Origin of the sequence: Pseudoalteromonas amylolytica, assembly GCF_001854605.1 — a bacterium.
GTDB classification, from domain to species: Bacteria; Pseudomonadota; Gammaproteobacteria; order Enterobacterales; family Alteromonadaceae; genus Pseudoalteromonas; species Pseudoalteromonas amylolytica.
In genome coordinates this window covers 781,411-807,780 of the sequence record NZ_MKJU01000025.1, presented here as the reverse complement: position 1 = coordinate 807,780, position 26,370 = coordinate 781,411, and the positions used below count along the sequence as shown (strand labels likewise).

Here is a 26,370-nt window from a genome sequence, read left to right as displayed (position 1 = left end):
ATTGCATAACGACACAGGAATCATCGCTTATGCGCACACCTACTTTATCTAAATCTCTGCTTGGCTTGGCTTTGTTGCTTGCAAATTCAACGCAAGCTGTTGAGGTTCAATACACAAACCTGTCAAGCCTAAGTGAGTCCCATCAGAAAAAAGTACAGAGCTGGCTAGACAATGGCCTCAAAAGTACCTTCAAAACACTCGGGACGTTAAAACAGCCTGTGCTGCCAGTCTTTCTGCAGCCACGATATTTTGCCATTGAGCCTGTTCCTTGGGCGAGTGTGAAACGAGGCAGGCTTGATGGTATCGAACTTCACTTTCATCGCTATGCAAGCGAGTCTGCGTTGATTAAAGATTGGACACTTTATCATGAGCTATCACACCTTTATCACCCGCTATTTGATTATGAGTATTTTTGGCTCAGTGAAGGGCTGGCTACTTATTTGCAGAATATTATTATGTTGGACAACGGAATTATTAATTATAGTGAATTCAAGCAACGCTTGAGAGCTGGGCTTAAAAGAGGCCGCCTACAGAGTTACTCAATTAAGGGGCCACTTAGTGAAGTGGCCAATGACATGTGGCAGCTTGGCGCACAGCAAAGAGTCTATTGGAGCGGTACTGCATTTTTTATTGAAGCAGAGCTTGCTTTGAAGCAGCAAACGGGTCCTTACACGTCGATTGCACAACTTATCAAGCAATATCAACAATGCTGCAAACAAGCTAATCACACCGCCAAGCAATTTCTAACGACCCTAGATAAACTGTCAAAAAGCGCTATTTTTTCTAGTCTTTTTAACACCTATGCGATGCGCCAAGACTTTCCTGTGATCACGCAAGCGCAACTTAACAGGTTGAGGTTTTAAACTGCTTGATTGCAAAAAATAACAGTCACTGTACGCCCATGACCATTGTCTTCACTTTGGTAGTGCCACTGATACTGGGAGGTCAGTCTTTGTGTTAACTCAAGTCCAAGACCAAACCCTAGCTCATTGCTATTCAGTTGCGGTGCCTTATCTTCATTGCTTATCGTCACTTGCATAGCATTTTGTACAATATTAACTTGTCCTTCATTGGTATGAACAAACGCATTTCTGATAATGTTACTCAATATTATCCTGCATACCGTCTCTGGTAAGGAAAATACTCCCTCACCCGTTTTAGTCACAACGGTAACGGGCTTATCATTGAGCAAATATTTGAGCTCAGCTGTGAGTTCTTGTAATAACCGCGACAAAGATACCTCGGTAGTTGGCACTTTGCTCATAGCATCACGGTTTAGCCACAGCAATGTATCCATTAGCGAAGACATAGTGAGCGTGGCACGTTGCATTCTATTTACACATACGAGTAGCTTTTCTTTTGACAAGTCACAGGTTAGCATTTTCTCTAATAACTCTGCGTTACTTCGTGACACGGCTATGGGGGTGCGCAATTCGTGGCTGGCATAGGCCAAAAAGCGCTTTTCTCGCTCAACACTTTTTTTTACAGTGCACATACTCTCAACTATCAGCTTCGCTAGAGTGTTCAGCTCACTAAAGTTAAATTCAGGCACAGGTTGTTCTAACTTTGACTCATCTAATTGCCCTGCCCAGCTTTTTAAGCGCTCGACCGGTCGAGTAACTTTTCTTAGCACTAAAAACAGCACAATCACAAACACGGTGATAGCAGCAATGGCTGTGGCGATAATTATCACAAAGTGCGGAGTTTTAGGGGGTTCTAATAAAGTTTTATCTTGAGAACTAAATATGGTGGCTACATAAAGAGTCTGAGTTTTATTTTGCACCTTGATTGCGAAATACCCTTCAACGGGCGGTGAAAACCAACCTCCCCCAACCATATGTTTGTTCAATTCGTTAAGTTCCATGTCAGCCTCATTTATATGTTCACGTATCGGCTTTGGCATATCCTCCCATCGCTGCTTGATAATAAATTGCTGACTTAGCAGCGCCTCTTCACTCCATGGTTTTGTAACGCCACTAAGCGATTCTTCCCCACTGACCTTCAGCTGTTTTGCCTGTGAATACATAATGCCCCGCATTGCCACATCCATCCCCGTCGAAAAATAGTACATACTCAGTGTCGACAACAGCACGATACAGCTCACTCCACTGAGCAGCATGGCTACCAAAACGTAAATTCGTAAACTGATCCTGATCTTCATCAAACGCCCATTTTCTTTATGGCAAAGCCTTTTCCACCAACCGTATGGACAAGCTTAACTTTATGATTCGCATCAACTTGCTTTCTTATATAAAACATATGCACCTTGAGGCTATTGCTATCGGGGGGATCATCGGCCCATATCGCCTCTATCAGCCTTCGTCGTGAAACTACGTTAGGACTCTCACGCATTAAAAACTCCAGTATCTTGGTAGCAATAGGAGACAAACTGAGTAGTTCATCCCCTCTGTGTACTTCCTGGCATTTTACATCCAAATGTAAGTCTTCTACCGTTAAGCGCTTAGCCTGACCACTTTTACGTTTGGCCAAAACTTGGGTTCTTACTACTAGCTCTGCCATGGCAAATGGTTTGATTAAGTAATCATCTGCGCCTTTTTCAAACCCCGCTAGCTTATCTTCTAACGTATCCCTTGCAGTGAGCATAAGCACCGGCGTATCAACCCCTTTATGGCGTATTTGCTCGCACACTGCCAAGCCGTTAACGCGCGGCAGGTTCAAATCCAAGATGATGACATCATAGTGATGCCTTTCAATTAAGTTGATAGCCAGTGCGCCGTCGCTGGCATGATCGCAATAAAGCTGCTCTAACGCGAAGTAATCCACAATCGCTGCGCCAAGATCTCTGTCATCTTCAACGAGTAAAACACTTAGCTGTGTATTATTCATGGTGTATACCTTTTGCTTGGCCTGTGCTCTCCAAAGTTACATGTTTTAGCTTTTTTAAAACTACGCCACTTCGCTTTTGATTTCTAAGTGCATTTTTCGTTTGTTCCAGTATTAATAATAGAGTTGGCGTCAGAAATAATGTAATTAATGATGCGAATAAAATACCGTAACCCAATGCCGCTGCTGCGGGGATCAAAAACTGCGCCTGCAAAGATGTTTCACTTAAAAGTGGCAATAGGCCTGCAAAAGTCGTGATTGAGGTCAGCAATATGGCACGAAGCCTGGAGTGTGCGGCCACACTAACAGCTTCCTTAATTGATAACGCCCCCTCTTTTTTCAACTGATTATAGCGATTCACTAACAGTAGGCTGTCGTTTACAACCACGCCACTTAGCGCCAAGATACCGTTAAGTGACAGTATGCTAAGAGTCAGACCGTTGATCCAATGCCCTAAGATAGCGCCGACCACACCAAATGGAATTGCACTCATGATAACCAAGGGCTGCAAGTATGATTTCAACGGAATCGCCAGTAGTGCAAATATCGCCACCAGTGCAAGAACAAACATATGTACCATCGAACTGCCCGTTTCTTGCTGCTGTTGCGCCTCACCTGCAAACTCAAAGTTCACACCTGGGTAGCGTGATGCCAACTGAACTAATGACGTGTCGCGCAGTTGCTTGATCAATTCATGGGGTGCGATCGTGGATTTATCGAGTACCGCACTGATGAACACCGACCTTTGTCCATTGGTTCGCTTTATTTCGGCACTTTGATACTGACTTGTCACCTTAGCAACATCACTGAGCGGCATCCGCACGCCACTGGGTGTTGTGATATAAGCTTTGAGGACATCAGCGAGTGTTTGTCTTTGTGCTTTTGGGTAGCGCACTCGCACTTTGATCTCATCTTCACCACGTTGGAAGCGCTGCACGATATCGCCACCAAAGTTCTGTAATACTTGCTTGGATAGCTCTGCACTATCAAGGCCCAGCGCTCTACCATAGTCGGTTAGTTCAAAGTAATACTGAGGTTCTCCTAAGTCTAGATTATGGTCAACACCACTGACGCCTTGATGACTTTTCACCTCTTCTAACAACGCATTACCCGCATTCTTCAGCGCTTCACTATTGGATGACTTTAAAAGCACCTTGAAGTTATCAATCATTCCTCTTTTAGCGAGTACTTTGGTCTTTTTAACCCCCTCAAGCGTACCTGCTGACTGACGCCACATATCTGCAAATTCGTACGCGCTGTAAGGACTATTTTTGTCCAGTTCAATGGTCACAGTGCCTTGCGTATCACTCTCAGCCAATACTTGTATGCTTGAGATAAAACTGCGCTCGGTTTCGTTGCCTTGGTCATATTTATTGCGCAGCATATTATCGCTATAAATCGCTAACTCTTCTAAAATCAGTAAGTTTTTATGAGTTTGACCAAAACTTGCGTCATTATATAAAGTGATATCCGCACTGACCGTATCTCCCGGCACTTCGGGGAAAAATGCCACACGTACTTGCCCAGTAAATGGTAATGAAATTACACCTATCATGAGCGTGATAAATACCACGATTACTTTCGCTTTGTGATTTAACGCATAAGCTAAGCCTTTTTGATAGAGGTGCTCGTTAAAATAGTTAAGACTATTATCTGCACATGCACTGATCTTTGCCCACCAACCCTGTGATAGGGCTTGTTTACGCGTATTAATATGCGTCAGGTGTGAAGGGAGTATCAGCTTTGACTCAACAAGTGATAGCAGTAAGGCAATCGCTACAACCGTACCAAACTGCGCATACACCTGCCCTAAGCGACCTTGGACATTACTCAACGCAACAAATGCTACCACTGTGGTTAACACGCCAAAGATGGTGGCCGCAGCGACTTTTTGTGTGCCCAAAATGGTATTGTCATGGCTATCGCCGTATTGCGCTCGGGTGTGATAGATGCTTTCACCAACGACTACCGCATCATCTACCACAATACCCAACGCCATAATAAAACCAAATGTGGTCATTTCGTTGAGTGTGAGGCCAGCGAAGCTTTCGGTCATAAAGAATAGCGTACCGCAAAACACAAATGGCAGGCCCATAGCAACCCAAAGTGCCACTCTCACGTTCAAAAAAAGCGCTAGTACAATGAATACCAGTGCTATTCCCGTAAGCGCATTTTTAATCAGTAAAGACAGGCGCTCGGTGATCAGGGTACTTTTGTCTAGCCAGCTTTCAATATGCATGTTTTCAGGCAGTATGGCCGAATTTTGCCAATCGCTGACAACCTCTTTTGCCTGCTCAACCATAGTGACCACATCACCAAAGTCATCCATAACGATTTCTAGCGCTACTGCGGTTTTACCGTTGTAGCGAGATACAGCAAAACTGTCATCTTCAATAATGCGCGTAACGGTTGCAATGTCTTTTAATACAATAGCACCACCTGAGGCAAAGCTCTTAATAACGATTGACTCAAAATCGCTCACCTTAAACGCTTGATCAAGTACCTTAAGGCGAACCGATTTATCTTCGTGTCTTAGGCTTGTGCCAATCGCGTATGAAGATTCTTTGTTGATAGCCTCAGCAACTTGCTTGAGCGTTAGGCCGTAGGCTTGTAGCGTTTGCTCTTGGACTTCTACAGATATCATAGCTTGCATCTTGGCTTTGATCTGTACGTCTTTAATATCGCTTTTTGCAAGCAATTGTGCTTTTAACTTAATAGCCCAGTCGTTTAAGCTTCGCCTGTCTGCATCACCATATAGTTGCACCCATAACACGTGATCCTGACGTTTAGCTTTGGTAATTACGGCAGGTTCTGCTCGCTGTGGCAAATTATTGATAGCGTCAACCTGCGCTTTAACGTCTTGGTAAAGCGTGTCAATATCATAGCCACTTTGCATTTCTATGCTGACATGCGCACCATTGGCATTTGAGGTAGAGGTGATATTTTTTATCCCCCCAACCGACTGCAGCGCATTTTCAATTTTAATGGCAACGCCCTGCTCAGCCTGAACTGGCTCACCACTGTCATAAACAACAGACACAGATACTGTGTCAGGTTCAAGGCTCGGGAACGCCTCTTTGCGTAAGTTGTTAACCGATAAAAGACCAACGAGGATCACAGCAATAAACAGCAAATTGGCGGCGACTGAGTTGTGTGCGAACCAAGCGATGATGCCCGATTGTTTATTTAAATTGCTCATAAGCGCGCCTCATCAACGGCTTTGACCATCATGCCTTCAACAAAATGACTTAAAGGTCTTTTCACGATTTTTAACGGCTGTGTTGCCAGTGGCTTTACATACACCGATGAATCTTGTGAAAATACTGTGTCGGCACTTTGTTTATGCAGTTGCCCTTGTTCGTCAACAAACCAAACATCGCCTGATTGCGATATGGCAGACGCTGGAAGCTTAACGAGTTCGTCTTGTACACCTTGCAACGTGACTTTGACAAAGCTGCCCGCAAAAAGCGGCTCGTTGTGCGCAAGGGGTTGTTCAACAACGACGATAACTGAACGTTGACGCGTATGAGTATCAATGTGACTTTCGATGCGTGAAACATAACCATGCCATTGTGCTAAGTTATTGTTAGCCAATTCAACGCCAACGGGCCAAAGATCTTTTTCTAACTCGCCATTAATTTTAACGTTTAGCTCTTGCCATTGACGCTCTGATAGCGGGATTGAAATTTCTACCTGTTCGATATCGTATAGCACTCCAATGCGGGTATTGGCGCTTAAATAGCTGCCAAGGTGGATGTCACGCGCTACAACAAGCGCATCAAAAGGTGCTGTAATGATCGTGTTATCAAGCGCTACTTGTGCCTTTTTGAGAGTTTGTTGTGCATAAGCAAGATTTGCTTTTGCAGCGGCTAGCTGAGGTTTTCTAAGTACAAGTGGCGTTGCTTTTTGGCCGCCTTCTTTGCCCAGTAACCACTCTTGATAGGCGACTTCCCCTTGCCTTTGCTCTTGTGCTAATTCAAGCTCTGCCTGAGCTACTTGTGCCTTTGCTTGAGCCAGTTGCATTTGATAAGTGCTATCTTCAATCCTTGCTAATATGTCGCCTTTTTTGAGTATTTGCCCAGATGCGAATTTATCACTCAAAGAAACCACTTTGCCACTGACGTCACTGGTGAGGCTTAACTTATAGCGCGGTGTTACTTCACCAAGCCCTGTTACGCTCGCCCGATAAGTATCGACGTTAACATTAATAACCCCAACTTGCGGTAAGTTTGCTTGCTTAAGTACGGGTTGCTGTACTATTTGCTGCGTCGCTTCTGGCTTGTCTGTCACACAGTGCGCTTTGTTGTAAATGAACACACAAGCAAACGCCGTCACACTCATCATGACACTTAATAATTTAAACTTCATAATAACGCCCTAAACCCAAGTCAACATTGAATGATTGCTGTGAAAACATGCTGATTTAACCCCTATTTCGCTAATGCGAATGAAATCTAAGAAATGACAACTATTTGATTCGTTGCACATAATGCGCTTCTTTAAAACTGAATGCGGGCAGTTTAAACTTTAAGCGGTTAAGAGGGGGTTAAAACGAATTCAAAAGGGTTAATACTGGAACAACAATAGTTTTAAGTCTAAGCCAAAGTTTATATTACAAACACACGTGACGGCTTAAACCTAGACAACCCATTGACGATAAAAGAAAAGATGTACTGTGATTAAATTAGCACTAAAGAAATTATTTCCAAAAGACTATACATAAGGTAGCGACCGTACCGTTTGAGCCTAAGTGTGAAGATATTGTGTTATCGTTCGGTGCTTTCTATTGTAACATGCCATGAGGAAACTGTACTAACCAAGTTATTAGCATAAAATAAAACCGTCCCAACGCTTATTAACACCCTTTGATCCGTCAGCCATACACAATACTTTGCTTCTAGTTTACCTCCGTCTACCCAATATATTGCTTATCAACTACTTACTCACAGGCTTAATGTAAATAAAAAAGGAACAAAATGTTTTATTTTAATAACTGATATGTTAACTTTTTAGCGCTCTTGGTTTGAAGAGCTTTTCTCAAAAATATATGTGTATAAGGAATAATATACAATGAAAGCATTAAACAAAATTCTAGGCATCGCCGCTTTAGCGCTAGGTGTATCAGCAAACGCAGCTTCAGCGGCTGAAGTAACGATATCAGAAGTTAATTATGGTAATGGTGTCATCGTCGAAACTGCTGATGTTATTTTAAACTACAGTCAAGCAGGCACTTTTACCATGAACGTAAGCGAAAACCATTTAACTGTAAATGCTGTAGACTCAAATGGACGTAGATTTAGTTGTGTTATGAATGGTGTGGTGACATATGATAAGCCAAATATACTAGAAAAGGTAACTAACATTGCAGCTACTATAAGAGAAGGCGATAGAGTCCAATTCCAAAAACAAAAAAATGTTTTACCTCAAGTTTGCCATGTCAAAAAAATGTTAAAATTCTAAACATCATATTTAGCAATGGAAAGTTGAGACACTTTCCATTTTTGCGTATTCGCCTGATTAAACTTTAACGCTAAAACCAATGTAAAGTTAACTGTTAGAACTACCTAACAAAGCTACAGGAATATGCTATTGCACAGCTAGAAAAGAGTGATGGCTACCTGATCAGAGTAGCCTGTAGAAAACACTTGTTGAATTTTTAAATTCTCTAACCAATTGATTTATTGATCTCTTTTAGTGTTTCAAGCGGATTATCTGCCTGTGTAATTGGGCGGCCAATTACCAAGTAATCACTGCCAGCTTCAACGGCTTTTTGTGGGGTCATGATACGTTTTTGATCTCCCGCTTCACTGCCTGCTGGGCGAATACCTGGTGTTACCAGCTTAAACTCTTCACCTAATTGTGACTTTAACAATTGCGCTTCTTGTGCTGAACACACTACCCCATCAAGGCCCGCTTCTTTTGCCAATTTTGCTAAGTAAACCACTTGCTCTTGCGGTGTTTTCTCAATACCTAAACGTAGCAATTGGCCTTGGTCCATGCTGGTAAGCACTGTTACGGCTATCAATAGTGGTGCTTTATCACCATACTTTGCTAGGGCTCCTTTGGCTTTTTGCATCATTTCTAACCCGCCGCTTGCATGAACATTCACCATCCAAACGCCTAATTCTGCAGCTGCGGTAACAGCCTTAGCTACTGTATTTGGGATATCGTGAAATTTTAAGTCCAAAAACACATCAAACCCTAACTCTACCAGCTCTTTTACAAATTCTGGACCAAAGTAAGTAAACATCTCTTTACCTACTTTCAAACGACACAGAGATGGAGAAAGCTGTTTAACAAACGTTAATGCTGCTTGCTTGTCGTCATAATCTAAAGCAATAAGTACTTTTTTTGAATCTGTTTGAGACATAGTATTCCTACGTTTACCTGAAGTTTGAAAATTAGAGGATATAGCTGCGGATATTATACCAAAAGTTTGTCAGTTGACCTGAGCTTTTATTACATTTCAATTAATAACCGTCTAAGCCTTTACTCGGGCCAATTGTTTCCCAGTGCTTACACGACGGACATAACCAATAAAGTTTGTGACTACTAAAACCACATTGCTTACACTGATATTCAGGCTTAGTTGCAATGTAAGATGTTACGAGTTTGTCTATTTCAATCAGAGCCGACTTTATCTTCGCGTTGTTATTACCCAGTAATTGCAATAAAAAGCTAAAGCCGCGTATGGTAGGTTCTCGTTTTAAACTATCGGTTAAAAACTCTACCGCTTGCTGATGATTTCCCTTTTCGAGCAGCGCTTGGCAGTGCTTAATTCTGATCAGCACACCACCTTTGCAAAGCAATTCTTCGATTAACTCATCAAACTGATCTTTAAGATTTAGCTGTATATAACTTTGTTCTAATTCTTTGATATACAGAGGTGCAGTATTGGTCTTACTGACTACCAGTTTGCGCCAATAATAAATCGCTTTAACATGGTCTTGCTTCTCGAAAGCCTCTTTCCCTAATTCATAATAAGGCCGGATAGTCATATGATCTAAAGCACATGCTTTTTCCATAAGCTTAGGAGTGTTGTCAACTAACGCTGCCTCACAATAAAAATTAGCGACCGCCGCACAATGTTGAGCTTTTGTGAAAAGCTCACTATGGGCTTCAAACATACTTATTCCCTTGTGCCATTCGCGCATCTGAGAATAAAGGTTTATGATAGGATCCAGCGCTTCAACATAGCTGTCTTTAACCAAAATAACGAGGTGTTCTTCAGCACTGTCTAGCAAGCCTGCTAACACATAGTCCTGAGCCAACTCTAGACGACACGAGGCCATATTGCTGCTGCTCAGACTAGGCTGATTTAACAATAACTCGTGAATTTTTATCGCTCGGTCAAGTTCACCCCGTTTACGAAACAAGGTTGCAAGCGTTAGGTAGTGTTCAACAGAATCTGCTGATACTTCAAGAAGCTGGATTAGATGTTCAAGGCCCTGATCTTCTTCTCGATCAAGTAGAAATTTCAGACCTTTACTGTATTGTGAGGTGATTTGGCGATTGAGTTCAAGAGCTTGGTTTTTAGCACTGTTTTTCCCCATAACATAGCCATACGCGGCAGCTACAGGAAGCAATAAGAACAACAGCTCAGTCATGGTCAGCGTTCAGTATCAGGTGTCATTTGACGATTACTTTTCTTAAGCCGATAGTTTTGCCACTTCAACTTCGAAAATACCGAAACGCTTACCACACACCCAACGAATACACCGACAATAAAGCAAACACTCATTAAGGTTGATAACGGTAAAGTACTGCTGGCTATAATGTAATTTACGTCGACAAGGTTAGGGTTTTGAGTCCCTACTACAAATGCCAACAATATAAAAACAAGCGCCAATCCTTTTTTAGCTACCCTGATCAAGTGTTACTCCATGTGTTCGGTATTATTTAATGCTGTCGTTTACACGATCACGCAACTCTTTACCTGGTTTAAAGTGTGGAACGTATTTGCCATCCAACTCAACTGTTTCGCCAGTTTTTGGGTTACGGCCAGTGCGAGGTGAACGATAATGTAATGAGAAACTACCAAAACCACGGATTTCGATACGATCAGAGCTTGATAATGAGCCTGCCATTTGTTCAAGAATTTCTTTAACTGAGTTTTCTACATCCTTTACAGGAATATGTGCATGTTGCTCTGCTAGTTGTTCTATCAATTCTGACTTTGTCATAATGTTTCCTTAGATATAAAAAGGAAGGGCTAAAGTGCCCTTCCAGTTAAGACTCTGTATTAGTCTTTTTGAGCGTTTTTGAAAGCCGCTGCCATTGCGTTTTCGAACGCAGGCTCTTCTTTCTTCAACTTCTCAAGAACTTCTTTCTCTTCAGCTTCGAACATAGCTTTAACTGATAGGCTGATAGTACGGTTCTTACGATCAACACCTACAAATTTAGCTTCGATTTCGTCGCCAGCAGAAACAACAGTTGTTGCATCTTCGATACGCTCTTGAGCGATGTCAGCTACACGGATGTAACCTTCAACACCTTCGATAAGCTCAACAGTTGCGCCTTTTGCGTCAACTTCAGTCACTTTACCTTTAACAATAGCACCTTTTTTGTTTGCGTCTAGGTAGTTATTGAAAGGATCAGCTTCGATTTGCTTAACGCCAAGTGAGATACGCTCACGCTCTGGGTCAACTTGAAGAACGATAGCTGTGATTTCGTCGCCTTTCTTGTACTCGCGTACAGCTTCTTCACCTGGAGTGTTCCAAGAGATGTCAGAAAGGTGAACAAGACCGTCGATACCACCGTCAAGACCGATGAAGATACCAAAGTCAGTGATTGACTTGATCTTACCAGTAACTTGGTCGCCTTTGTTTTGAAGACGAGCAAATTCTTGCCAAGGGTTAGCGATACATTGCTTAAGACCTAGAGAAATACGACGACGTTCTTCGTCGATTTCAAGAACCATAACTTCAACAGTGTCGCCTAGGCTAACAACTTTTGAAGGGTGGATGTTCTTGTTAGTCCAATCCATTTCAGAAACGTGTACTAGACCTTCAACGCCTTCTTCGATTTCAACGAAACAACCGTAGTCAGTAAGGTTAGTTACACGACCAGAAAGCTTAGCACCTTCTGGGTAACGGCCAGCGATAGCTGCCCATGGATCTTCACCAAGCTGCTTAAGACCTAGAGAAACACGAGTCTTCTCTTTGTCGAACTTAAGTACTTTAACTGCGATTTCGTCGCCAACATTAACGATTTCTGAAGGGTGCTTAACACGCTTCCACGCCATGTCAGTGATGTGTAGTAGACCATCAACACCACCTAGGTCAACGAACGCACCGTAATCTGTAAGGTTCTTAACGATACCTTTAACTTCTTGACCTTCAACAAGGTTAGCAAGAAGTTCTTCACGCTCTTGTGAGTTTTCAGACTCGATAACTGCACGACGTGAAACAACTACGTTGTTACGCTTTTGGTCAAGCTTGATAACTTTAAACTCAAGCTCTTTACCTTCAAGGTGTGCTGTGTCACGTACTGGACGAACATCAACAAGTGAACCAGGTAGGAAGGCACGGATTGAATCAACTTCAACAGTGAAACCACCTTTAACTTTACCGTTGATGATACCCATAACGGTTTCTTGCTCTTCGCAAGCTTTTTCAAGGCGGATCCAAGCTTCGTGACGCTTAGCTTTCTCACGAGAAAGAATTGTCTCACCGAAGCCATCTTCGATTGCATCTAGTGCTACATCTACTTCGTCGCCAACAGCAACTTCTAGTTCACCAGCAGCATTTTTGAATTGCTCTGCAGGGATGGCACTTTCTGATTTTAAACCAGCATCAACAAGAACGATGTTGTTCTCGATTGAGATAACAGTACCTTTAACGATAGAGCCTTGCTCTGCTTCAAAACCCTTTAGGCTTTCTTCAAATAACTGCGCAAAATTTTCTGACATACTAAATACGTCTCATAAATTGATATTCCAATTAGCAACCATGCTGCATGGGGTAGTTAAAAAAACACCGGCGTCCTGCCAGCGCATTAAAAATATTAGGCTAAGCGCGATTTTTCGAGCTTACCTGAAACCACTGCGTCATTAAGTATTGCCATTACATTTGCAAATACTTGTTGCGCATCCAGTTCGGTCGTATCAATCACGATTGCATCATCTGCTGGAACAAGCGGCGCCACTTCGCGATTCATATCGCGATCATCACGGGCCATAATATCCTGGAGCAGACCACTTAGTGTAACATCTAGCCCTTTAGCATTCAACTCTAAGTATCGTCTGTTAGCACGTTCTTCTGCACTGGCAGTGAGATACAATTTTATTTCCGCATCAGGAAATACGACGGTGCCCATGTCTCTACCATCAGCGATTAAACCTTGTTCACTTCTAAATGCACGCTGGCGGCGCAACAGAGCTTCACGAACGCGCGGTAACGCTGCTACTTTCGATGCTGCAGAACCTACTTTTTCGTCACGAATTGTGCTACTCACATCCTCCCCCTCTAAGATGACTTTACTCTTCTTAGTAGTCGGATCGATGAGAAACTGTACGTCTAAATTGGCTGCAAGTGGCACCAAAGCTTCTTCATTGTCCAAAGCGATTTGATGGTGAAGTGCAGCGAGGGACAATACACGGTATATAGCGCCGCTGTCCAAAACATCCCAATTTAGCTTTTCGGCTAACAAGCGACAAACGGTTCCTTTGCCTGATCCACTTGGGCCGTCTACGGTGATAACTGGCATAGATGCCGGCATTTAAACCTCCTGAAATGCTCACCTGAAATAAATCGCGAGTATTATACGCAAGTTAAATGAATTTATCCTTAGTTACATGTAACTTTTTGTTAGATAGGCACTAAAACATGATGTTTAGAGCTGTTTTAGAAACAGCTCTAAACAAAATAAATCGGCGATTAAACGCTGATAGACGCGAGCACGTCAAAGTAGGTAGGAAAGGTCTTCGCAGTACAACCTGGGTCGTTGATTATCACTTCATGTCCACCTACCGCTACCATCGAAAAGCACATCGCTATACGGTGATCATTGTAAGTATCGATATCAGTAAGATGGATTGTGCTAGGTGGCGTGATCTCGATAAAGTCATGCCCTTCAACAACCTCTGCGCCAATTTTTCTAAGCTCAGTCGCCATTGCTGCTAAACGGTCGGTTTCTTTCACACGCCAGTTATAGATATTTCTAATTGCTGTAGGTCCGTCAGCAAAAAGCGCAACGGTTGCTAACGTCATCGCCGCGTCGGGGATAGCGTTCGCATCAATATCTACGCCTCTTAATGCACCTTTACGTACAACTAGTTTTTCGTCATGCCAGTCAATCTTAGCACCTACTTGCTCCATAACTTTGGCAAAATCGATATCACCTTGTACGCTTTGCTTGCCTACACCATTGATTTCAACTTCACCGCCAGCAATCGCCGCTGCTGCAATGAAATAAGACGCTGACGACGCATCTCCCTCAACCATAATACGCTTAGGGGATTGATAAGTTTGGCCGCCCTTTACGCTGAACGTTTGATAATTATCATTGATCACGTTCACACCAAAGTGCGCCATTACGCCAACCGTTATATCGATATAGGGTTTGGAAACCAGTTCGCCTTTTATGCGAATACAGGTATCACCGGCAAACAATGGTGAAGCCATCAGCAAAGCAGTTAAAAACTGACTGGATATACTACCGTCTATTTCCACTTCACCACCACTTAGGCTTTTGCCATTAATACGCAGTGGCGGGTAGTCTGGATTTTTTAGGTACTGAATATCTGCGCCCAACGCTTGCATCGCGTCAACTAAGTGACCAATTGGACGCTCTTCCATGCGAGGTTCACCAATGAGTTCATACACACCTTGTGTTGCTGCAAGTACAGCTGTTAGAGGTCGGTATGCAGTGCCAGCGTTACCTAAAAACAAAGGCTGTTGCGGCGTTTGCAGCTTACCTGCACACCCTTTTACGGTCGCTACCGTTTTATCCTGATTTAATGTGACATCAACCCCCATTTGCTCAAGCGCACCTAACATGTGGCGGATATCATCACTATCAAGCAGGTTATGTACCTCGGTAGTCCCCTCTGCGAGCGCTGCGAGCAGCAAAATACGGTTAGATAAACTTTTAGAGCCAGGCAAAGTAACGCTACCTGACACTTTGGAAATAGGCTTAAGTGTTAACTGTTCCATTAACTATGCTCCTTGGCAAATTTATCCATAAACTCTACCAACGCTTGTACACCTTCAATTGGCATTGCGTTATATATGCTTGCTCGCATCCCGCCCACTAAGCGGTGCCCTTCTAGAGCAACAAGCCCAGCTTGTTCCGCCTGTGCCAAGAACAGCTCATTCAAGCTATCACTTTTTAGCCAAAATGGTACATTCATCAAAGAGCGACAATGTTTCGCAACCTTATTGCTATAGAACTCGGAGCTGTCGATATAATCGTACAAAATAGCCGCTTTTTTCTTGTTATGCGCTTCCATTGCTGATACGCCACCCATCGCTTCTAGATGCTTGAAAACTTCAGCGGCCAGATACCAAGCAAACGTTGGTGGAGTGTTGTACATGCTGCCTTGTTTGGCTTCAATGGTATAATCAAGAATTGAAGGGCGAGGCAGTCCTTCACGCGCTAATAAAGTCTTTCTCACGATGACGATACACAAACCTGAAGGGCCGATGTTTTTCTGCGCTCCAGCATAGATAATATCAAAGTCGTCCACGTTAATATCACGAGACAAAATGACCGATGACATATCCGCCACAATAGGTGCACTATCATGCTTTGGTACGTCAAAAATCTCAATACCATCAATTGTTTCGTTAGGGCAATAGTGAATATAAGCTGCTTTTTCTGGTAAATGCCACTGTGCGACAGGTTGAATATCAAATACCCCGTCCTTATCTGTGCGAATATTTATACTCTCTACAGCAGTAAACTTAGCACCTTCTTGGCTTGCGCCACTTGACCAAATACCATTTTCTACGTAGATGCCAGGCAACCCGTCAAGATGCAAATTAAGCGGCACCGCTGCAAATTGCCCTCTTCCACCGCCATGCATAAACAATACTTCAAACTCATCTGAGATATTCATCAAACGACGAAGGCTTGCTTCACACTCTTCTACCATTGCCAAAAATGGTGCAGAGCGATGACTTATTTCCATGACCGACACACCCAGATTCTGCCAATCTAAAAACTCTTGTTGTGCTTTTTTCATTACCTCTGGTGGTAACATCGCAGGACCCGCACAAAAGTTATATACCGTCATTTTCCTCATTCCTAAACAACATAAAATTCATCAATAAAAAAAGCGGCCGAAGCCGCTTTAGTTAACTTTATTCACTCGGTGAGTCATCTGTACTCACTGGTGTGCCCTCAGTATCTGGTAGCTCAGTACCTTCACCGTCGGGAAGCTCTTCAACTGCTATTTCCTCGATACGTTGTAAACCAACTACTTGCTCGTCGTCAATAGTTCTGATCAAAATAACACCTTGCGTGTTACGACCTACCGTTGAAACTTCACTGACTCGGGTACGCACTAATGTACCACGGTTAGAGATCAGCATTATTTCGTTACTGTCATCAACTTGAACAGCGCCAACAACAGCGCCATTGCGTTCGCTAACTTTTATTGAGACAACACCTTGTGTCGCACGGCTCTTAGCTGGATAGTCTTCCAATGGTGTACGTTTACCGTATCCATTTTCTGTTACCGTGAGAATGGCACCGTCTGTTTTAGGGACAATCAGTGAAACCACCTTCACGTCATCTGGCATCTTAATACCGCGTACACCCGTAGCTGTACGGCCCATAGGACGTAAAGCTAACATTTCTTCCCCAGTTTCTGGGTCTATTTTCACTTCGCCAGTTTCTGAGTCACGTAACTTCTCGTTAAAGCGCACGACTTTACCGTGATCAGTAAATAACATGATGTCATTACTTCCATCTGTAATATCAGCACCTATTAAGCAATCACCTTCATTTAGATTAATTGCAATAATACCGCTGGCGCGTTGACGGCTGTAAGCTGTCAAAGGTGTTTTCTTAACAGTACCGTTTGCGGTTGCCATTAATACATATTTATCTTCTTCGTACTCACGTACAGGCAAGATTGTCGTAATGCGTTCGTCGGCTTCAAGTGGTAACAAGTTAACGATTGGCTTACCACGCGCTGCACGTGATGCCAATGGTAGCTGATAAACTTTCAGCCAATACATGCGACCAGCGGTAGAGAAACACAGAATCGTATCGTGCGTATTAGCAACCAACAACCGCTCTATGAAGTCTTCATCTTTCATTCGCGTCGCGGCTTTACCCTTACCACCACGACGTTGCGCTTCGTAGTCTGTAAGCGGCTGATACTTCACATACCCCTCATGAGATAAGGTAACAACCACATCTTCTTCGTTGATCAAGTCTTCAAGGCTGATATCGTGTGCTGCTGCACTGATCTCAGTGCGACGCTCATCACCGTAGGTTTCTTTGATGATCACAAGCTCATCACGGATAACTTCCATCAAACGCTCTGGCGAAGAAAGAATGTAAAGTAGCTCTGCGATAAGGTCTAATAGCTCTTGATATTCAGCAAGGATCTTCTCGTGCTCAAGGCCAGTCAACTTATGTAAGCGTAAGTCCAAAATAGCCTGTGCTTGTTGCTCTGATAGATAATATTGACCATCTCTTATACCAAGCTCTGCATCTAACCAGTCTGGGCGAGCCACATTGTCTTCACCTGCTTTTTCAAGCATAGTTTTAACTGTGCCTAGCTCCCAAGGACGTGCAATCAAAGCTTGTTTCGCTTCAGCTGGGCTTGGAGATTTGCGGATCAGTTCAATGATAGGGTCTATGTTTGCAAGCGCAATCGCTAAACCTTCTAGGGTATGCGCTCTATCACGGGCCTTGCGTAGATCGAACACGGTACGACGTGTAACCACTTCACGACGGTGAACAATGAAGGCTTCAAGCATTTCTTTTAGATTGAAGCACTTAGGCTGATTGTTATCAAGCGCAACCATGTTCATACCAAACACAGTTTGTAGCTGTGTTTGAGCATATAGGTTGTTAAGGATCACTTCCCCAACTTCACCGCGCTTAATTTCAATCACAATACGCATACCGTCTTTGTCTGACTCATCGCGTAATGCACTAATACCTTCTACTTTTTTCTCTTTTACAAGCTCTGCAATCTTTTCAATCAAGCGAGCTTTATTCACTTGATAAGGGATCTCGTGAACAATGATGGTCTCGCGACCCGTTTTCTCGTCTACTTCGATTTCCGCTCGGGCGCGAATATAGATCTTACCACGACCCGTTTTGTAAGCTTGCTCAATGCCTTTTTTACCATTGATAATCGCCGCTGTCGGGAAATCTGGGCCTGGGATATATTCGATTAGCTCTTCAATGCTCAAATCTGGGTTTTGAATCAACGCCAGACAGCCATTGACTACCTCGGTTAAATTATGAGGTGGAATGTTGGTAGCCATACCAACCGCAATACCCGACGAACCGTTTACTAATAGGTTTGGAACTTTGGTTGGAAGTACGTCAGGTATTTGCTCTGTGCCATCGTAGTTTGGTACGTAGTCTACCGTTTCTTTCTCAAGATCGGCCAGTAGCTCATGTGACATTTTCGCCATACGAACTTCGGTATAACGCATTGCCGCCGCAGAGTCACCGTCAACGGAGCCGAAGTTACCCTGACCATCTACCAGCATGTAACGTAAAGAAAAGGGTTGTGCCATACGTACTATGGTATCGTAAACTGCACTGTCACCATGTGGGTGATATTTACCGATTACGTCACCGACAACACGCGCCGACTTCTTATAAGGCTTATTCCAGTCATTCTTTAATTCGTTCATGGCGAACAATACGCGGCGGTGTACTGGTTTTAAACCATCACGAACGTCGGGTAATGCACGGCCAACGATAACACTCATCGCATAATCTAAATACGAGTTTTTGAGTTCATCTTCGATATTGACTGGGAGGATTTCATTGGCGAGATCAGTCATTTGATTCCACTTTCCTTCAGTGTCTACCTCTTTTATGTCACACTATCGCATGGCGAAGAGGTTGAGTTATTATTAATTCTGAATCGCCATGCTAACACACTTTTAAACAATTTACAGGCGCAAAGTTTTAGTGATTTTAATCTGACCCCTCTTATAATGCGCTCAGATTAACGAGGAAGTTTTTTATGACCGAACATCAAAATGTAGACCCACAGGAAATAGCAAAGTTTGAAGAAATAGCAGAACGTTGGTGGGATCAAGAGGGCGAATTTAAACCATTACACGATATCAACCCACTGCGCTTGGACTTTATTAATGATAAGTGTCACGGCTTATTTGATAAAAAAGTGCTCGATGTAGGTTGTGGCGGCGGTATTTTGACAGAAAGTATGGCAAAGCTTGGCTCACATGCCCATGGTATAGATATGGGGCAAGAGCCACTTAACGTCGCCAAGCTTCATAGTTTAGAATCCGGAGTTAAAGTAGAGTATCAACGCGTTCCCGCCGAGGAGTTTGCAAAGCAGCATCCGGAATCTTTTGACGTTGTTACTTGTATGGAAATGCTTGAACACGTCCCCGACCCTGCCTCAATCATCGCAGCCGTTGCCAAACTGGCTAAACCCGGTGCCAGCGTATTTTTTTCAACATTAAATAAAACCACTAAAGCCTATTTGATGGCTATTGTTGGCGCAGAGAAATTACTTAAGCTTGTTCCAGAAGGCACACACGACCACGGCAAGTTTATTCGTCCATCCACACTTATCAACTGGGCAGAACAAGTTGGCTTAAAAGTGCGAGGCAGCGCCGGAATAAGCTACAACCCAATCAGTAAAACGTTTACGCTCAGCAACGATGTGAGTGTTAATTATCTGCTTCATTTTGAGAAACTCGCATGATCCAAGCTGTAATTTTTGATTTAGACGGGACCTTGCTTAACACCTGCGATGATTTAGGTGCAGCATTAAACCACACTCTTGAATCCCACGGCCTCCCCCCTGTCAGTAAAGAGGTATACAGCCCTGCAATATCTAACGGTGTAAAAGCACTACTTGAGGTTGGCTTCAAAGACACACTCGTCCAACATGACGAGCAACGCCTTCGCCAAAGTGTGCTTGACTACTACGCGCAAAATATTGCCGTACATAGTCATTGCTTTGCTGGCATCGCTCAATTACTTAATGCGTTGAATAGTAGAGGAATTAAAGTCGGCATAATGACTAACAAACCGACCTTTTTAACCATGCCACTGCTTGAGTGTATAGATGAATTAAAACAGATTGAAGTTGTGGTGTGTGGAGACACATTAGACGAGGCCAAACCTTCACCAAAACCGTTATTGCATGCAGCTCAACAATTGGCCGTCGATCCACAACATTGCTTTTATGTTGGGGATGCGGCAAGAGATATTGAAGCCGCAAAAGCAGCTAACATGCGCTCTGTCACTGCTCTATGGGGGTACGTACCGAGTCAGGAAGTGGCACTGAGTTGGAATGCGGATCTGAATTTAACTAACCCAGAATCGCTAATTGCACATATATAGTGCAAAACTATGTTGCGAGGCACTATATCTTGTGCCTTGTAACTAAAACCTACACAAGTTGAATATAAAAAAATCAGTTAGAATTTTTTTTGAAATTGATAAAAAAACAAAACATCTTGGTTGATTTTTTTATGGTGTGTTTAGCTGTAAAACCTCAAAGGTTAATAGCCACTAACAGGAGGCGATTATCCCTAAGTTATCCACAATTGTGGCCAAGTTGTTCTATTGCAAATTTAGCTCATCCACACTATCTTGTGATCCACGGTAAGCCTATCACCATATATAGTGGTGAATAGATAAACAAAAGTGTGAACCGTGCGTTTACCATAAAAATACAATTCCGAAGGAATACAGGCGCAACTATGAACCAACAGTTATCTGTCAGCAAAAGAAACGGCCGCAAAGAGCCGCTTGATCTAGATAAAATCCATCGCGTGATCACTTGGGCCGCCGAAGGCCTCAGCAATGTTTCAGTATCACAAGTTGAGTTAAAGTCCCATATTCAGTTTTATGACGGTATTCGCACCGAAGACATTCATGAAACGATTATTAAAGCTGCTGCTGACTTGATAGATAAGGATTCTCCTGATTATCAGTATCTAGCTGCGCGCCTTGCTATTTTCCATTTGCGTAAAAAGGCATATGGCCAATTTGAGCCTCCACGTCTGTATGATCACGTAACCAAGTTAGTAGAAGACAAGCGTTACGATCCTCATCTACTGATTGATTACACAGAACAAGAATTAGATGAGTTAGACAGGTATATTGATCATAGTCGTGATATGAATTTCAGCTATGCCGCGGTTAAGCAGCTTGAAGGTAAGTATCTGGTTCAAAACCGTGTCACTGGCGAGATTTATGAAAGCGCGCAGTTTTTATACATCTTGGTTGCCGCAAGCCTATTCTCTGATTATCCAAAAGAGACACGCCTTGACTACATCAAGCGTTTTTACGATGCGATTTCTTTATTTAAGATTTCATTACCTACGCCAATTATGGCGGGCGTACGTACACCAACGCGTCAATTCAGCTCATGTGTATTAATTGAATGTGGTGATAGTCTAGATTCAATCAATGCGACCTCGTCTGCAATTGTAAAATACGTCAGTCAACGTGCTGGTATTGGTATCAACGCGGGTAGAATCCGCGCGTTAGGTAGCCCAATCCGCAATGGTGAAGCGTACCACACCGGCTGTATTCCTTTTTATAAGCATTTTCAAACGGCAGTTAAAAGCTGTTCACAAGGTGGTGTACGCGGTGGAGCTGCTACTTTGTTCTATCCACTTTGGCACCTTGAAGTAGAAAATCTACTGGTACTAAAAAACAACCGAGGTGTAGAAGAGAACCGCGTTCGTCATCTTGACTATGGCGTGCAGTTTAACAAGACCATGTATTCTCGTTTAATCAAAGATGAGTACATTACTTTGTTTAGCCCGTCGGACGTTCCAGGCTTATACGATGCATTTTTTGAAGATCAGGATAAGTTCGAGTCTTTATATGTTCAATACGAACAAGACGAGTCAATTCGTAAGAAACGCATAAAAGCCATTGAGTTGTTCTCAATGTTTGCTCAAGAGCGTGCGAGCACAGGACGTATTTACCTACAAAACGTAGACCACTGTAATACTCACAGCCCGTTTGACTCAAAGGTAGCCCCTATTCGTCAGTCTAACCTGTGCTTAGAAATCGCGTTGCCAACTAAGCCGCTAAATAATGTCAATGATCCAGATGGCGAAATTGCATTGTGTACCCTATCAGCCTTCAACTTAGGCGCGCTTGAGTCACTTGATGAGCTTGAAGAACTGGCAGAACTTGCTGTACGCGCTTTAGATAACTTATTAGATTTCCAAGATTACCCAGTTCCTGCAGCCGAAAGCGCAACGATGGGCCGCCGTACCTTAGGGATTGGTGTTATCAACTACGCTTACTACCTCGCCAAGAATGGTGTTAAATATTCTGACGGTAGCGCAAATGGCCTGACGCACCGTACATTTGAAGCCATTCAATACTACTTGATGAAAGCATCAAATGAACTGGCAAAAGAGCGTGGTGCTTGTCCATTGTTTAATGAGACCACTTATTCTCAAGGCATTATGCCAATTGATACCTACAAGCGTGACCTTGACAAGATTTGTGAAGAGCCGTTGCACTTAGATTGGGATGCACTACGTGAAAATATCAAAGCACATGGCATGCGTAATTCAACGTTATCAGCATTAATGCCTTCGGAGACATCGTCGCAAATCTCCAATGCAACCAATGGCATTGAGCCTCCAAGAGGCCACATTAGTGTTAAGGCCAGTAAGGATGGTATATTAAAGCAGGTTGTGCCTGAGTACGAGCGTTTGAAAGACAACTATGAGCTACTTTGGGATATTCCATCGAATGATGGCTATCTTGGCTTAGTTGGTATCATGCAAAAATTTGTTGATCAAACTATCTCAGCTAATACAAACTACGACCCAAATAAATTTGAAGGCGGCAAAGTACCAATGAAGCTGCTACTTAAAGATTTACTTACAGCGTACAAGTTGGGTGTTAAAACGCTTTATTATCACAACACTCGTGATGGCGCATCAGACGCACAAGATGAGCTAAAAGCTCAGGCAGAAGATGACGATTGTGCAGGCGGCGCTTGTAAAATATAAGTTTTTAGCGGGTCATTTGGCCCGCTGTTTTTGGTATTGAGTATAAAATCTATGTCTTATTCTACTTTTAGCAGAAATCATAATGATCAGTTAAAAGAACCCATGTTCTTTGGCCAAACCGTCAATGTTTCTCGTTATGATCAACAAAAATACCCTATTTTCGAAAAGCTAATTGAGAAACAGCTTTCTTTCTTCTGGCGTCCAGAGGAAGTCGACGTCAGTAAAGACCGACTTGATTTTCAGGGCCTACCTGAGCATGAAAAGCACATTTTTTTGAGCAACCTAAAATATCAAACACTACTTGATAGTGTTCAAGGCCGCTCGCCAAATGTTGCCCTGCTGCCAATTGTTTCGTTACCTGAGCTTGAAACTTGGATTGAAACTTGGGCATTTAGTGAAACAATTCACAGCCGCTCTTACACGCATATTATCCGCAACGTTACTCAGTCACCTGAGGTTATTTTCGATGACATCGTTACCAATGATAGAATTAATCAACGTGCAGATGCTGTAACTCGTTACTATGATGAGTTAATCGAGAAGGTCTCTCTATACAATCTGTATGGTGAAGGTAAGCACGAAATCAACGGTCAAACCGTTCTTATCAACCTGTTTGAGCTGAAAAAACTGCTGTATCTATGCATTATGTCAGTGAATATCCTTGAAGCTATTCGCTTTTATGTCAGCTTTGCTTGTTCATTTGCCTTTGCAGAACGCGAGCTAATGGAAGGTAACGCCAAAATCATTAAGCTTATCGCTCGTGACGAAGCACTGCATTTATCTGGCACACAGCACATTTTAAACATTATGCAAGATGGTAAAGACGACCCTGAAATGGCCATCGTCGCGGCGCAGTGCCAAGAACAAGCCATCCAAATGTTTGTTGAAGCTGCGGAACAAGAGAAAGAATGGGCTGAGTATTTGTTTAAAGACGGCTCAATGATAGGCCTTAACAAGGATATCTTGTGTCAGTACGTCGAGTACATCACTAACGTTCGTATGTCAGCCGTTGGCTTGCCCGCACAGTTTGCAAATAAATCTAATCCTATTCCTTGGATCAATGCATGGTTGGTTTCTGATAATGTGCAAGTTGCGCCACAAGAGGCTGAGATCAGCTCATATCTAGTTGGCCAAATTGACTCAGAAGTTGACGCCTCTGATTTTGGTGATTTTGACTTGTAATGGGTGATACACCAAGTCGAAAAATTACTGTAAGTAACCATACTGAGCCGCTTGAATTTGCGGCTCAGTCATCTTCACTACTCGAAACGCTTGAACAAGCAAATATTGAAGTTCCCTATCAATGTCGAGAGGGTTTTTGTGGCGCTTGTCGAGCAAAATTAGAATCGGGTGAAGTCGTTTACAATCAAGAACCTCTAGCCTTTGTCAGAGATGGTGAAGTATTGCTTTGTTGCACCAAGCCTTTGACCGACATAAAGCTCACTCTTATTTGAATGGACCTATCAATTTGCTATGGTGCTACCAGTACAGTTTAGCTGGCCGCCAACGATCTTCACTGCTAATATCATTTTCAGGAACAATTGGTACCAAAGCGTGTCACATATCGCCCTGTGCATGTTGATGCTCCTTAATCAACGCTAACGTGGCGACTTTTCTAAAAATGCACAGCAAGGAGCCCCGCAATGCAACAACGCACCATTAAAAGTACCCATGCATCTATCCAACAAGGTGTCGCTAAAGCTGACGGAACATTATCAATCTCAGCGCAAACGTTAACGTTTGAACCGTTTAATCATGAGCGAGGGTTAGGCCCCTACACGATTGAGCGTGCTAAAATTGTAAAAGTAGAAAAGTGTACCGGAACAGGTGGCGGTATCCTACCAATAACACACAGTGCTATCAGAGTCATACTTGATGATAATCACAGCTATGAATTCATTCTAGCCAATTCTGAGCTGTGGCTTGAAACACTATCCAACTAAATAGATTACCAACGTTTTTAGCTTTAAGCGGTTCAAAGTCCAACAAAGGTGAGCAATATGATAGAACAAGTCTTAGCATTTTGGTTTGAAGAAATTGAGCCTAAGCAGTGGTGGCAGAAGGATGCTGAGTTTGACGCTTTGATCAAGCGCCGTTTTGGAGACTTGCATATTCAAGCGAGTCGCTCTGAGCTTTTTAGCTGGCGCACAACAGCACAAGGAAGCCTTGCAGAAATCATTGTTCTGGACCAATTCTCAAGAAACATTTATCGTGACACACCTTTGGCTTTTGCTTGCGATCCGCTCGCTCTAGCGCTTGCACAAACAGCTATCGAAAAAGGCTTTGATAAAGAGCTTCCTGATCAGCAACGCAGTTTCGTCTACCTGCCTTTTATGCATAGTGAATCACCAAGCATACACATTCAAGCCGTTAAGCTATACCAGGCGCTTGGCAATGAGCAAAACCTAGAGTTTGAACTAAAACACCAAGCGATTATTGAAAGGTTTGGTCGATATCCTCATCGTAATGCTATTTTAGGTCGCTCTTCTAGCAAAGAAGAACGAGTATTTTTGCAACAGCCAAACTCCAGTTTTTAACTGTGCGTTAAGTCGTATAGCTATCAATTAAGCATGTTAAACAATCACCTAACTGTATGGAAAACAAACAGAAAGATTCTAGTGTGAATACTTTTAGAGCAATCAGACAATATTTATACAAAATATATTTGATGTTTCCGATAGCGGTATTACAATGCGCGCTCTTCATTATTTACAAGGATTCAAAAGTGAAAAAATCTGTATTGCCTGTTATTTTCTTATCTACGCTATCGCTCGCATCTACAGCTCAAGCAGAACAAGCTGATAATCAGTGGTTCTGGGGAGCAAATATTAGCTCTGATAGTATCGATTCTGATATCGAAAACATTGGTTCTGAGAAAGCAACGGGCTTTGGGTTGTTTGTTGGTAAGCAATTCAACGAACACTGGTCGGTTATGGGCGGTTATAAAAAGTTTGGTAGCCCTACCTACAACATTCACAATGTATGTGTAACTGGTTTTGGTCCATCTGAAACAATCTGTAGAGCAATTAATATCGATTTAGATCTAAACTCACTCTACGTAAAGTCTAGACTTAAAAATACATTCGACAACGGCTTTATGGTATTCGCTGATATAGCAATCAACTCATGGAACGCTGATGCAACGGCATCGTACGCAGGTTACGCGGGCTCTGGCGATGTTTCAGGCAACGATTTTAGCTTTGGCGCGGGTGTTGGTTATCAAAATGACCGTCATGAATACACCTTAGGCTTTGAAAGCTACGACTTTGATGGCACAGATATCACTTCTATCAGTGTTAGCTATTCATATAGCTTCTAAGCTGCTTAATATTTAGGGTGGTTGTGAGCTGCCCTA

Annotated in this window: 23 protein-coding genes; 10 read left to right on the top strand and 13 right to left on the bottom strand. The window is 42.9% G+C overall.

Annotated elements, in window-relative coordinates; translation table 11 throughout:
* The first annotated feature begins 29 nt into the window (after positions 1 to 29).
* Positions 30 to 863: a hypothetical protein gene (locus BET10_RS10100; RefSeq protein ID WP_070985423.1), complete on the top strand. Its 834-nt coding sequence runs from the start codon at positions 30 to 32 to the stop codon at positions 861 to 863.
* Here the strand turns inward: BET10_RS10100 and BET10_RS10095 are convergent.
* Genes BET10_RS10095 through BET10_RS10080 form a run of 4 tightly spaced genes read right to left on the bottom strand, consistent with a single transcriptional unit; the run spans position 860 to position 7,212 of the window.
* Positions 860 to 2,161, bottom strand: coding sequence for a sensor histidine kinase (locus BET10_RS10095; RefSeq protein WP_070985422.1), 1,302 nt, complete (start codon positions 2,159 to 2,161; stop codon positions 860 to 862). The two genes, BET10_RS10100 and BET10_RS10095, sit on opposite strands and share 4 nt — an antisense overlap.
* Positions 2,161 to 2,847 (bottom strand): response regulator transcription factor, encoded by a 687-nt coding sequence (locus BET10_RS10090; RefSeq protein WP_070985421.1) that lies wholly within the window; start codon positions 2,845 to 2,847, stop codon positions 2,161 to 2,163. Before BET10_RS10090 ends, BET10_RS10095 begins: the two co-directional genes overlap by 1 nt.
* Positions 2,840 to 6,043: an efflux RND transporter permease subunit gene (locus BET10_RS10085; RefSeq protein WP_070985420.1), complete on the bottom strand. Its 3,204-nt coding sequence runs from the start codon at positions 6,041 to 6,043 to the stop codon at positions 2,840 to 2,842. The genes BET10_RS10090 and BET10_RS10085 overlap by 8 nt, the downstream gene beginning before the upstream one ends.
* Complete coding sequence (locus tag BET10_RS10080) at positions 6,040 to 7,212, bottom strand: efflux RND transporter periplasmic adaptor subunit (protein WP_070985419.1); 1,173 nt, start codon at positions 7,210 to 7,212, stop codon at positions 6,040 to 6,042. The genes BET10_RS10085 and BET10_RS10080 overlap by 4 nt, the downstream gene beginning before the upstream one ends.
* 702 nt (positions 7,213 to 7,914) lie before the next feature.
* Between BET10_RS10080 and BET10_RS10075 the strand changes: the two genes are divergently transcribed.
* The gene (locus BET10_RS10075; RefSeq protein ID WP_070985418.1) at positions 7,915 to 8,304 is read left to right on the top strand and encodes a hypothetical protein; all 390 of its coding nucleotides are present in this window, start codon (positions 7,915 to 7,917) and stop codon (positions 8,302 to 8,304) included.
* Positions 8,305 to 8,509: 205 nt separating this feature from the next.
* Here the strand turns inward: BET10_RS10075 and pyrF are convergent, their stop codons facing one another.
* The 9 genes from pyrF to gyrA all read right to left on the bottom strand — a co-directional run bounded on the left by pyrF (position 8,510) and on the right by gyrA (position 18,827).
* Positions 8,510 to 9,214 (bottom strand): orotidine-5'-phosphate decarboxylase, encoded by a 705-nt coding sequence (gene pyrF / locus BET10_RS10070; protein ID WP_070985417.1) that lies wholly within the window; start codon positions 9,212 to 9,214, stop codon positions 8,510 to 8,512.
* A gap of 100 nt (positions 9,215 to 9,314) precedes the next feature.
* The gene (locus BET10_RS10065) at positions 9,315 to 10,451 is read right to left on the bottom strand and encodes a lipopolysaccharide assembly protein LapB (protein ID WP_070985416.1); all 1,137 of its coding nucleotides are present in this window, start codon (positions 10,449 to 10,451) and stop codon (positions 9,315 to 9,317) included.
* Between the two features lie 2 nt (positions 10,452 to 10,453).
* Positions 10,454 to 10,717, bottom strand: coding sequence for a lipopolysaccharide assembly protein LapA domain-containing protein (locus tag BET10_RS10060; RefSeq protein WP_070985415.1), 264 nt, complete (start codon positions 10,715 to 10,717; stop codon positions 10,454 to 10,456).
* A gap of 22 nt (positions 10,718 to 10,739) precedes the next feature.
* Complete coding sequence (gene ihfB / locus BET10_RS10055) at positions 10,740 to 11,027, bottom strand: integration host factor subunit beta (protein WP_070985414.1); 288 nt, start codon at positions 11,025 to 11,027, stop codon at positions 10,740 to 10,742.
* A 59-nt stretch (positions 11,028 to 11,086) separates the two neighbouring features.
* Entirely contained in the window at positions 11,087 to 12,754 is a 1,668-nt protein-coding gene (gene rpsA / locus BET10_RS10050; protein ID WP_070985413.1) for a 30S ribosomal protein S1, read from the bottom strand.
* A 95-nt stretch (positions 12,755 to 12,849) separates the two neighbouring features.
* Entirely contained in the window at positions 12,850 to 13,563 is a 714-nt protein-coding gene (gene cmk, locus BET10_RS10045) for a (d)CMP kinase (protein ID WP_070985412.1), read from the bottom strand.
* A gap of 158 nt (positions 13,564 to 13,721) precedes the next feature.
* Positions 13,722 to 14,999: a 3-phosphoshikimate 1-carboxyvinyltransferase gene (gene aroA, locus BET10_RS10040; RefSeq protein WP_070985411.1), complete on the bottom strand. Its 1,278-nt coding sequence runs from the start codon at positions 14,997 to 14,999 to the stop codon at positions 13,722 to 13,724.
* Positions 14,999 to 16,081: a 3-phosphoserine/phosphohydroxythreonine transaminase gene (gene serC / locus BET10_RS10035; RefSeq protein ID WP_070985410.1), complete on the bottom strand. Its 1,083-nt coding sequence runs from the start codon at positions 16,079 to 16,081 to the stop codon at positions 14,999 to 15,001. The genes aroA and serC overlap by 1 nt, the downstream gene beginning before the upstream one ends.
* 67 nt (positions 16,082 to 16,148) lie before the next feature.
* Entirely contained in the window at positions 16,149 to 18,827 is a 2,679-nt protein-coding gene (gene gyrA / locus BET10_RS10030; RefSeq protein ID WP_070985409.1) for a DNA gyrase subunit A, read from the bottom strand.
* Positions 18,828 to 19,012: 185 nt separating this feature from the next.
* Between gyrA and ubiG the strand changes: the two genes are divergently transcribed.
* The 8 genes from ubiG (at position 19,013) to BET10_RS09990 (ending at position 26,334) form a co-directional block, all read left to right on the top strand.
* Positions 19,013 to 19,723, top strand: coding sequence for a bifunctional 2-polyprenyl-6-hydroxyphenol methylase/3-demethylubiquinol 3-O-methyltransferase UbiG (gene ubiG, locus BET10_RS10025; RefSeq protein ID WP_070985408.1), 711 nt, complete (start codon positions 19,013 to 19,015; stop codon positions 19,721 to 19,723).
* On the top strand, positions 19,720 to 20,367 hold the full coding sequence (locus BET10_RS10020) for an HAD family hydrolase (protein WP_070985407.1): 648 nt from the start codon (positions 19,720 to 19,722) through the stop codon (positions 20,365 to 20,367). The genes ubiG and BET10_RS10020 overlap by 4 nt, the downstream gene beginning before the upstream one ends.
* A 362-nt stretch (positions 20,368 to 20,729) precedes the next feature.
* On the top strand, positions 20,730 to 23,015 hold the full coding sequence (gene nrdA / locus BET10_RS10015) for a class 1a ribonucleoside-diphosphate reductase subunit alpha (RefSeq protein ID WP_070985406.1): 2,286 nt from the start codon (positions 20,730 to 20,732) through the stop codon (positions 23,013 to 23,015).
* Positions 23,016 to 23,066: 51 nt separating this feature from the next.
* On the top strand, positions 23,067 to 24,197 hold the full coding sequence (gene nrdB / locus BET10_RS10010) for a class Ia ribonucleoside-diphosphate reductase subunit beta (protein ID WP_070985405.1): 1,131 nt from the start codon (positions 23,067 to 23,069) through the stop codon (positions 24,195 to 24,197).
* Positions 24,197 to 24,469 carry a class I ribonucleotide reductase maintenance protein YfaE gene (gene yfaE / locus BET10_RS10005; protein ID WP_070985404.1) on the top strand — a complete coding sequence of 91 codons (273 nt, stop codon included), beginning with the start codon at positions 24,197 to 24,199 and terminating at the stop codon, positions 24,467 to 24,469. Before nrdB ends, yfaE begins: the two co-directional genes overlap by 1 nt.
* 189 nt (positions 24,470 to 24,658) lie before the next feature.
* The gene (locus tag BET10_RS10000; protein ID WP_070985403.1) at positions 24,659 to 24,958 is read left to right on the top strand and encodes a hypothetical protein; all 300 of its coding nucleotides are present in this window, start codon (positions 24,659 to 24,661) and stop codon (positions 24,956 to 24,958) included.
* 57 nt (positions 24,959 to 25,015) lie between these two features.
* Entirely contained in the window at positions 25,016 to 25,552 is a 537-nt protein-coding gene (locus BET10_RS09995) for a DUF924 family protein (RefSeq protein WP_070985402.1), read from the top strand.
* Positions 25,553 to 25,740: 188 nt separating this feature from the next.
* A complete protein-coding gene (locus tag BET10_RS09990) occupies positions 25,741 to 26,334 on the top strand; it encodes an outer membrane beta-barrel protein (RefSeq protein WP_070985401.1) in 594 nt (197 codons plus the stop codon).
* The last annotated feature ends 36 nt before the right edge of the window (positions 26,335 to 26,370 follow it).

Coding starts and splice junctions, on each gene's coding strand:
- BET10_RS10095 (WP_070985422.1), bottom strand. CDS start 2,161: ATGAAGATCAGGATCAGTTTACGAATTTACGTTTTGGTAGCCATGCTG.
- ubiG (WP_070985408.1), top strand. CDS start 19,013: ATGACCGAACATCAAAATGTAGACCCACAGGAAATAGCAAAGTTTGAA.
- cmk (WP_070985412.1), bottom strand. CDS start 13,563: ATGCCGGCATCTATGCCAGTTATCACCGTAGACGGCCCAAGTGGATCA.
- BET10_RS10020 (WP_070985407.1), top strand. CDS start 19,720: ATGATCCAAGCTGTAATTTTTGATTTAGACGGGACCTTGCTTAACACC.
- pyrF (WP_070985417.1), bottom strand. CDS start 9,214: ATGTCTCAAACAGATTCAAAAAAAGTACTTATTGCTTTAGATTATGAC.
- yfaE (WP_070985404.1), top strand. CDS start 24,197: ATGGGTGATACACCAAGTCGAAAAATTACTGTAAGTAACCATACTGAG.
- BET10_RS10090 (WP_070985421.1), bottom strand. CDS start 2,847: ATGAATAATACACAGCTAAGTGTTTTACTCGTTGAAGATGACAGAGAT.
- BET10_RS09995 (WP_070985402.1), top strand. CDS start 25,016: ATGATAGAACAAGTCTTAGCATTTTGGTTTGAAGAAATTGAGCCTAAG.
- nrdB (WP_070985405.1), top strand. CDS start 23,067: ATGTCTTATTCTACTTTTAGCAGAAATCATAATGATCAGTTAAAAGAA.
- aroA (WP_070985411.1), bottom strand. CDS start 14,999: ATGGAACAGTTAACACTTAAGCCTATTTCCAAAGTGTCAGGTAGCGTT.
- BET10_RS10100 (WP_070985423.1), top strand. CDS start 30: ATGCGCACACCTACTTTATCTAAATCTCTGCTTGGCTTGGCTTTGTTG.
- BET10_RS10080 (WP_070985419.1), bottom strand. CDS start 7,212: ATGAAGTTTAAATTATTAAGTGTCATGATGAGTGTGACGGCGTTTGCT.
- serC (WP_070985410.1), bottom strand. CDS start 16,081: ATGACGGTATATAACTTTTGTGCGGGTCCTGCGATGTTACCACCAGAG.
- rpsA (WP_070985413.1), bottom strand. CDS start 12,754: ATGTCAGAAAATTTTGCGCAGTTATTTGAAGAAAGCCTAAAGGGTTTT.
- gyrA (WP_070985409.1), bottom strand. CDS start 18,827: ATGACTGATCTCGCCAATGAAATCCTCCCAGTCAATATCGAAGATGAA.
- BET10_RS10085 (WP_070985420.1), bottom strand. CDS start 6,043: ATGAGCAATTTAAATAAACAATCGGGCATCATCGCTTGGTTCGCACAC.
- ihfB (WP_070985414.1), bottom strand. CDS start 11,027: ATGACAAAGTCAGAATTGATAGAACAACTAGCAGAGCAACATGCACAT.
- BET10_RS10065 (WP_070985416.1), bottom strand. CDS start 10,451: ATGACTGAGCTGTTGTTCTTATTGCTTCCTGTAGCTGCCGCGTATGGC.
- BET10_RS10075 (WP_070985418.1), top strand. CDS start 7,915: ATGAAAGCATTAAACAAAATTCTAGGCATCGCCGCTTTAGCGCTAGGT.
- nrdA (WP_070985406.1), top strand. CDS start 20,730: ATGAACCAACAGTTATCTGTCAGCAAAAGAAACGGCCGCAAAGAGCCG.
- BET10_RS10000 (WP_070985403.1), top strand. CDS start 24,659: ATGCAACAACGCACCATTAAAAGTACCCATGCATCTATCCAACAAGGT.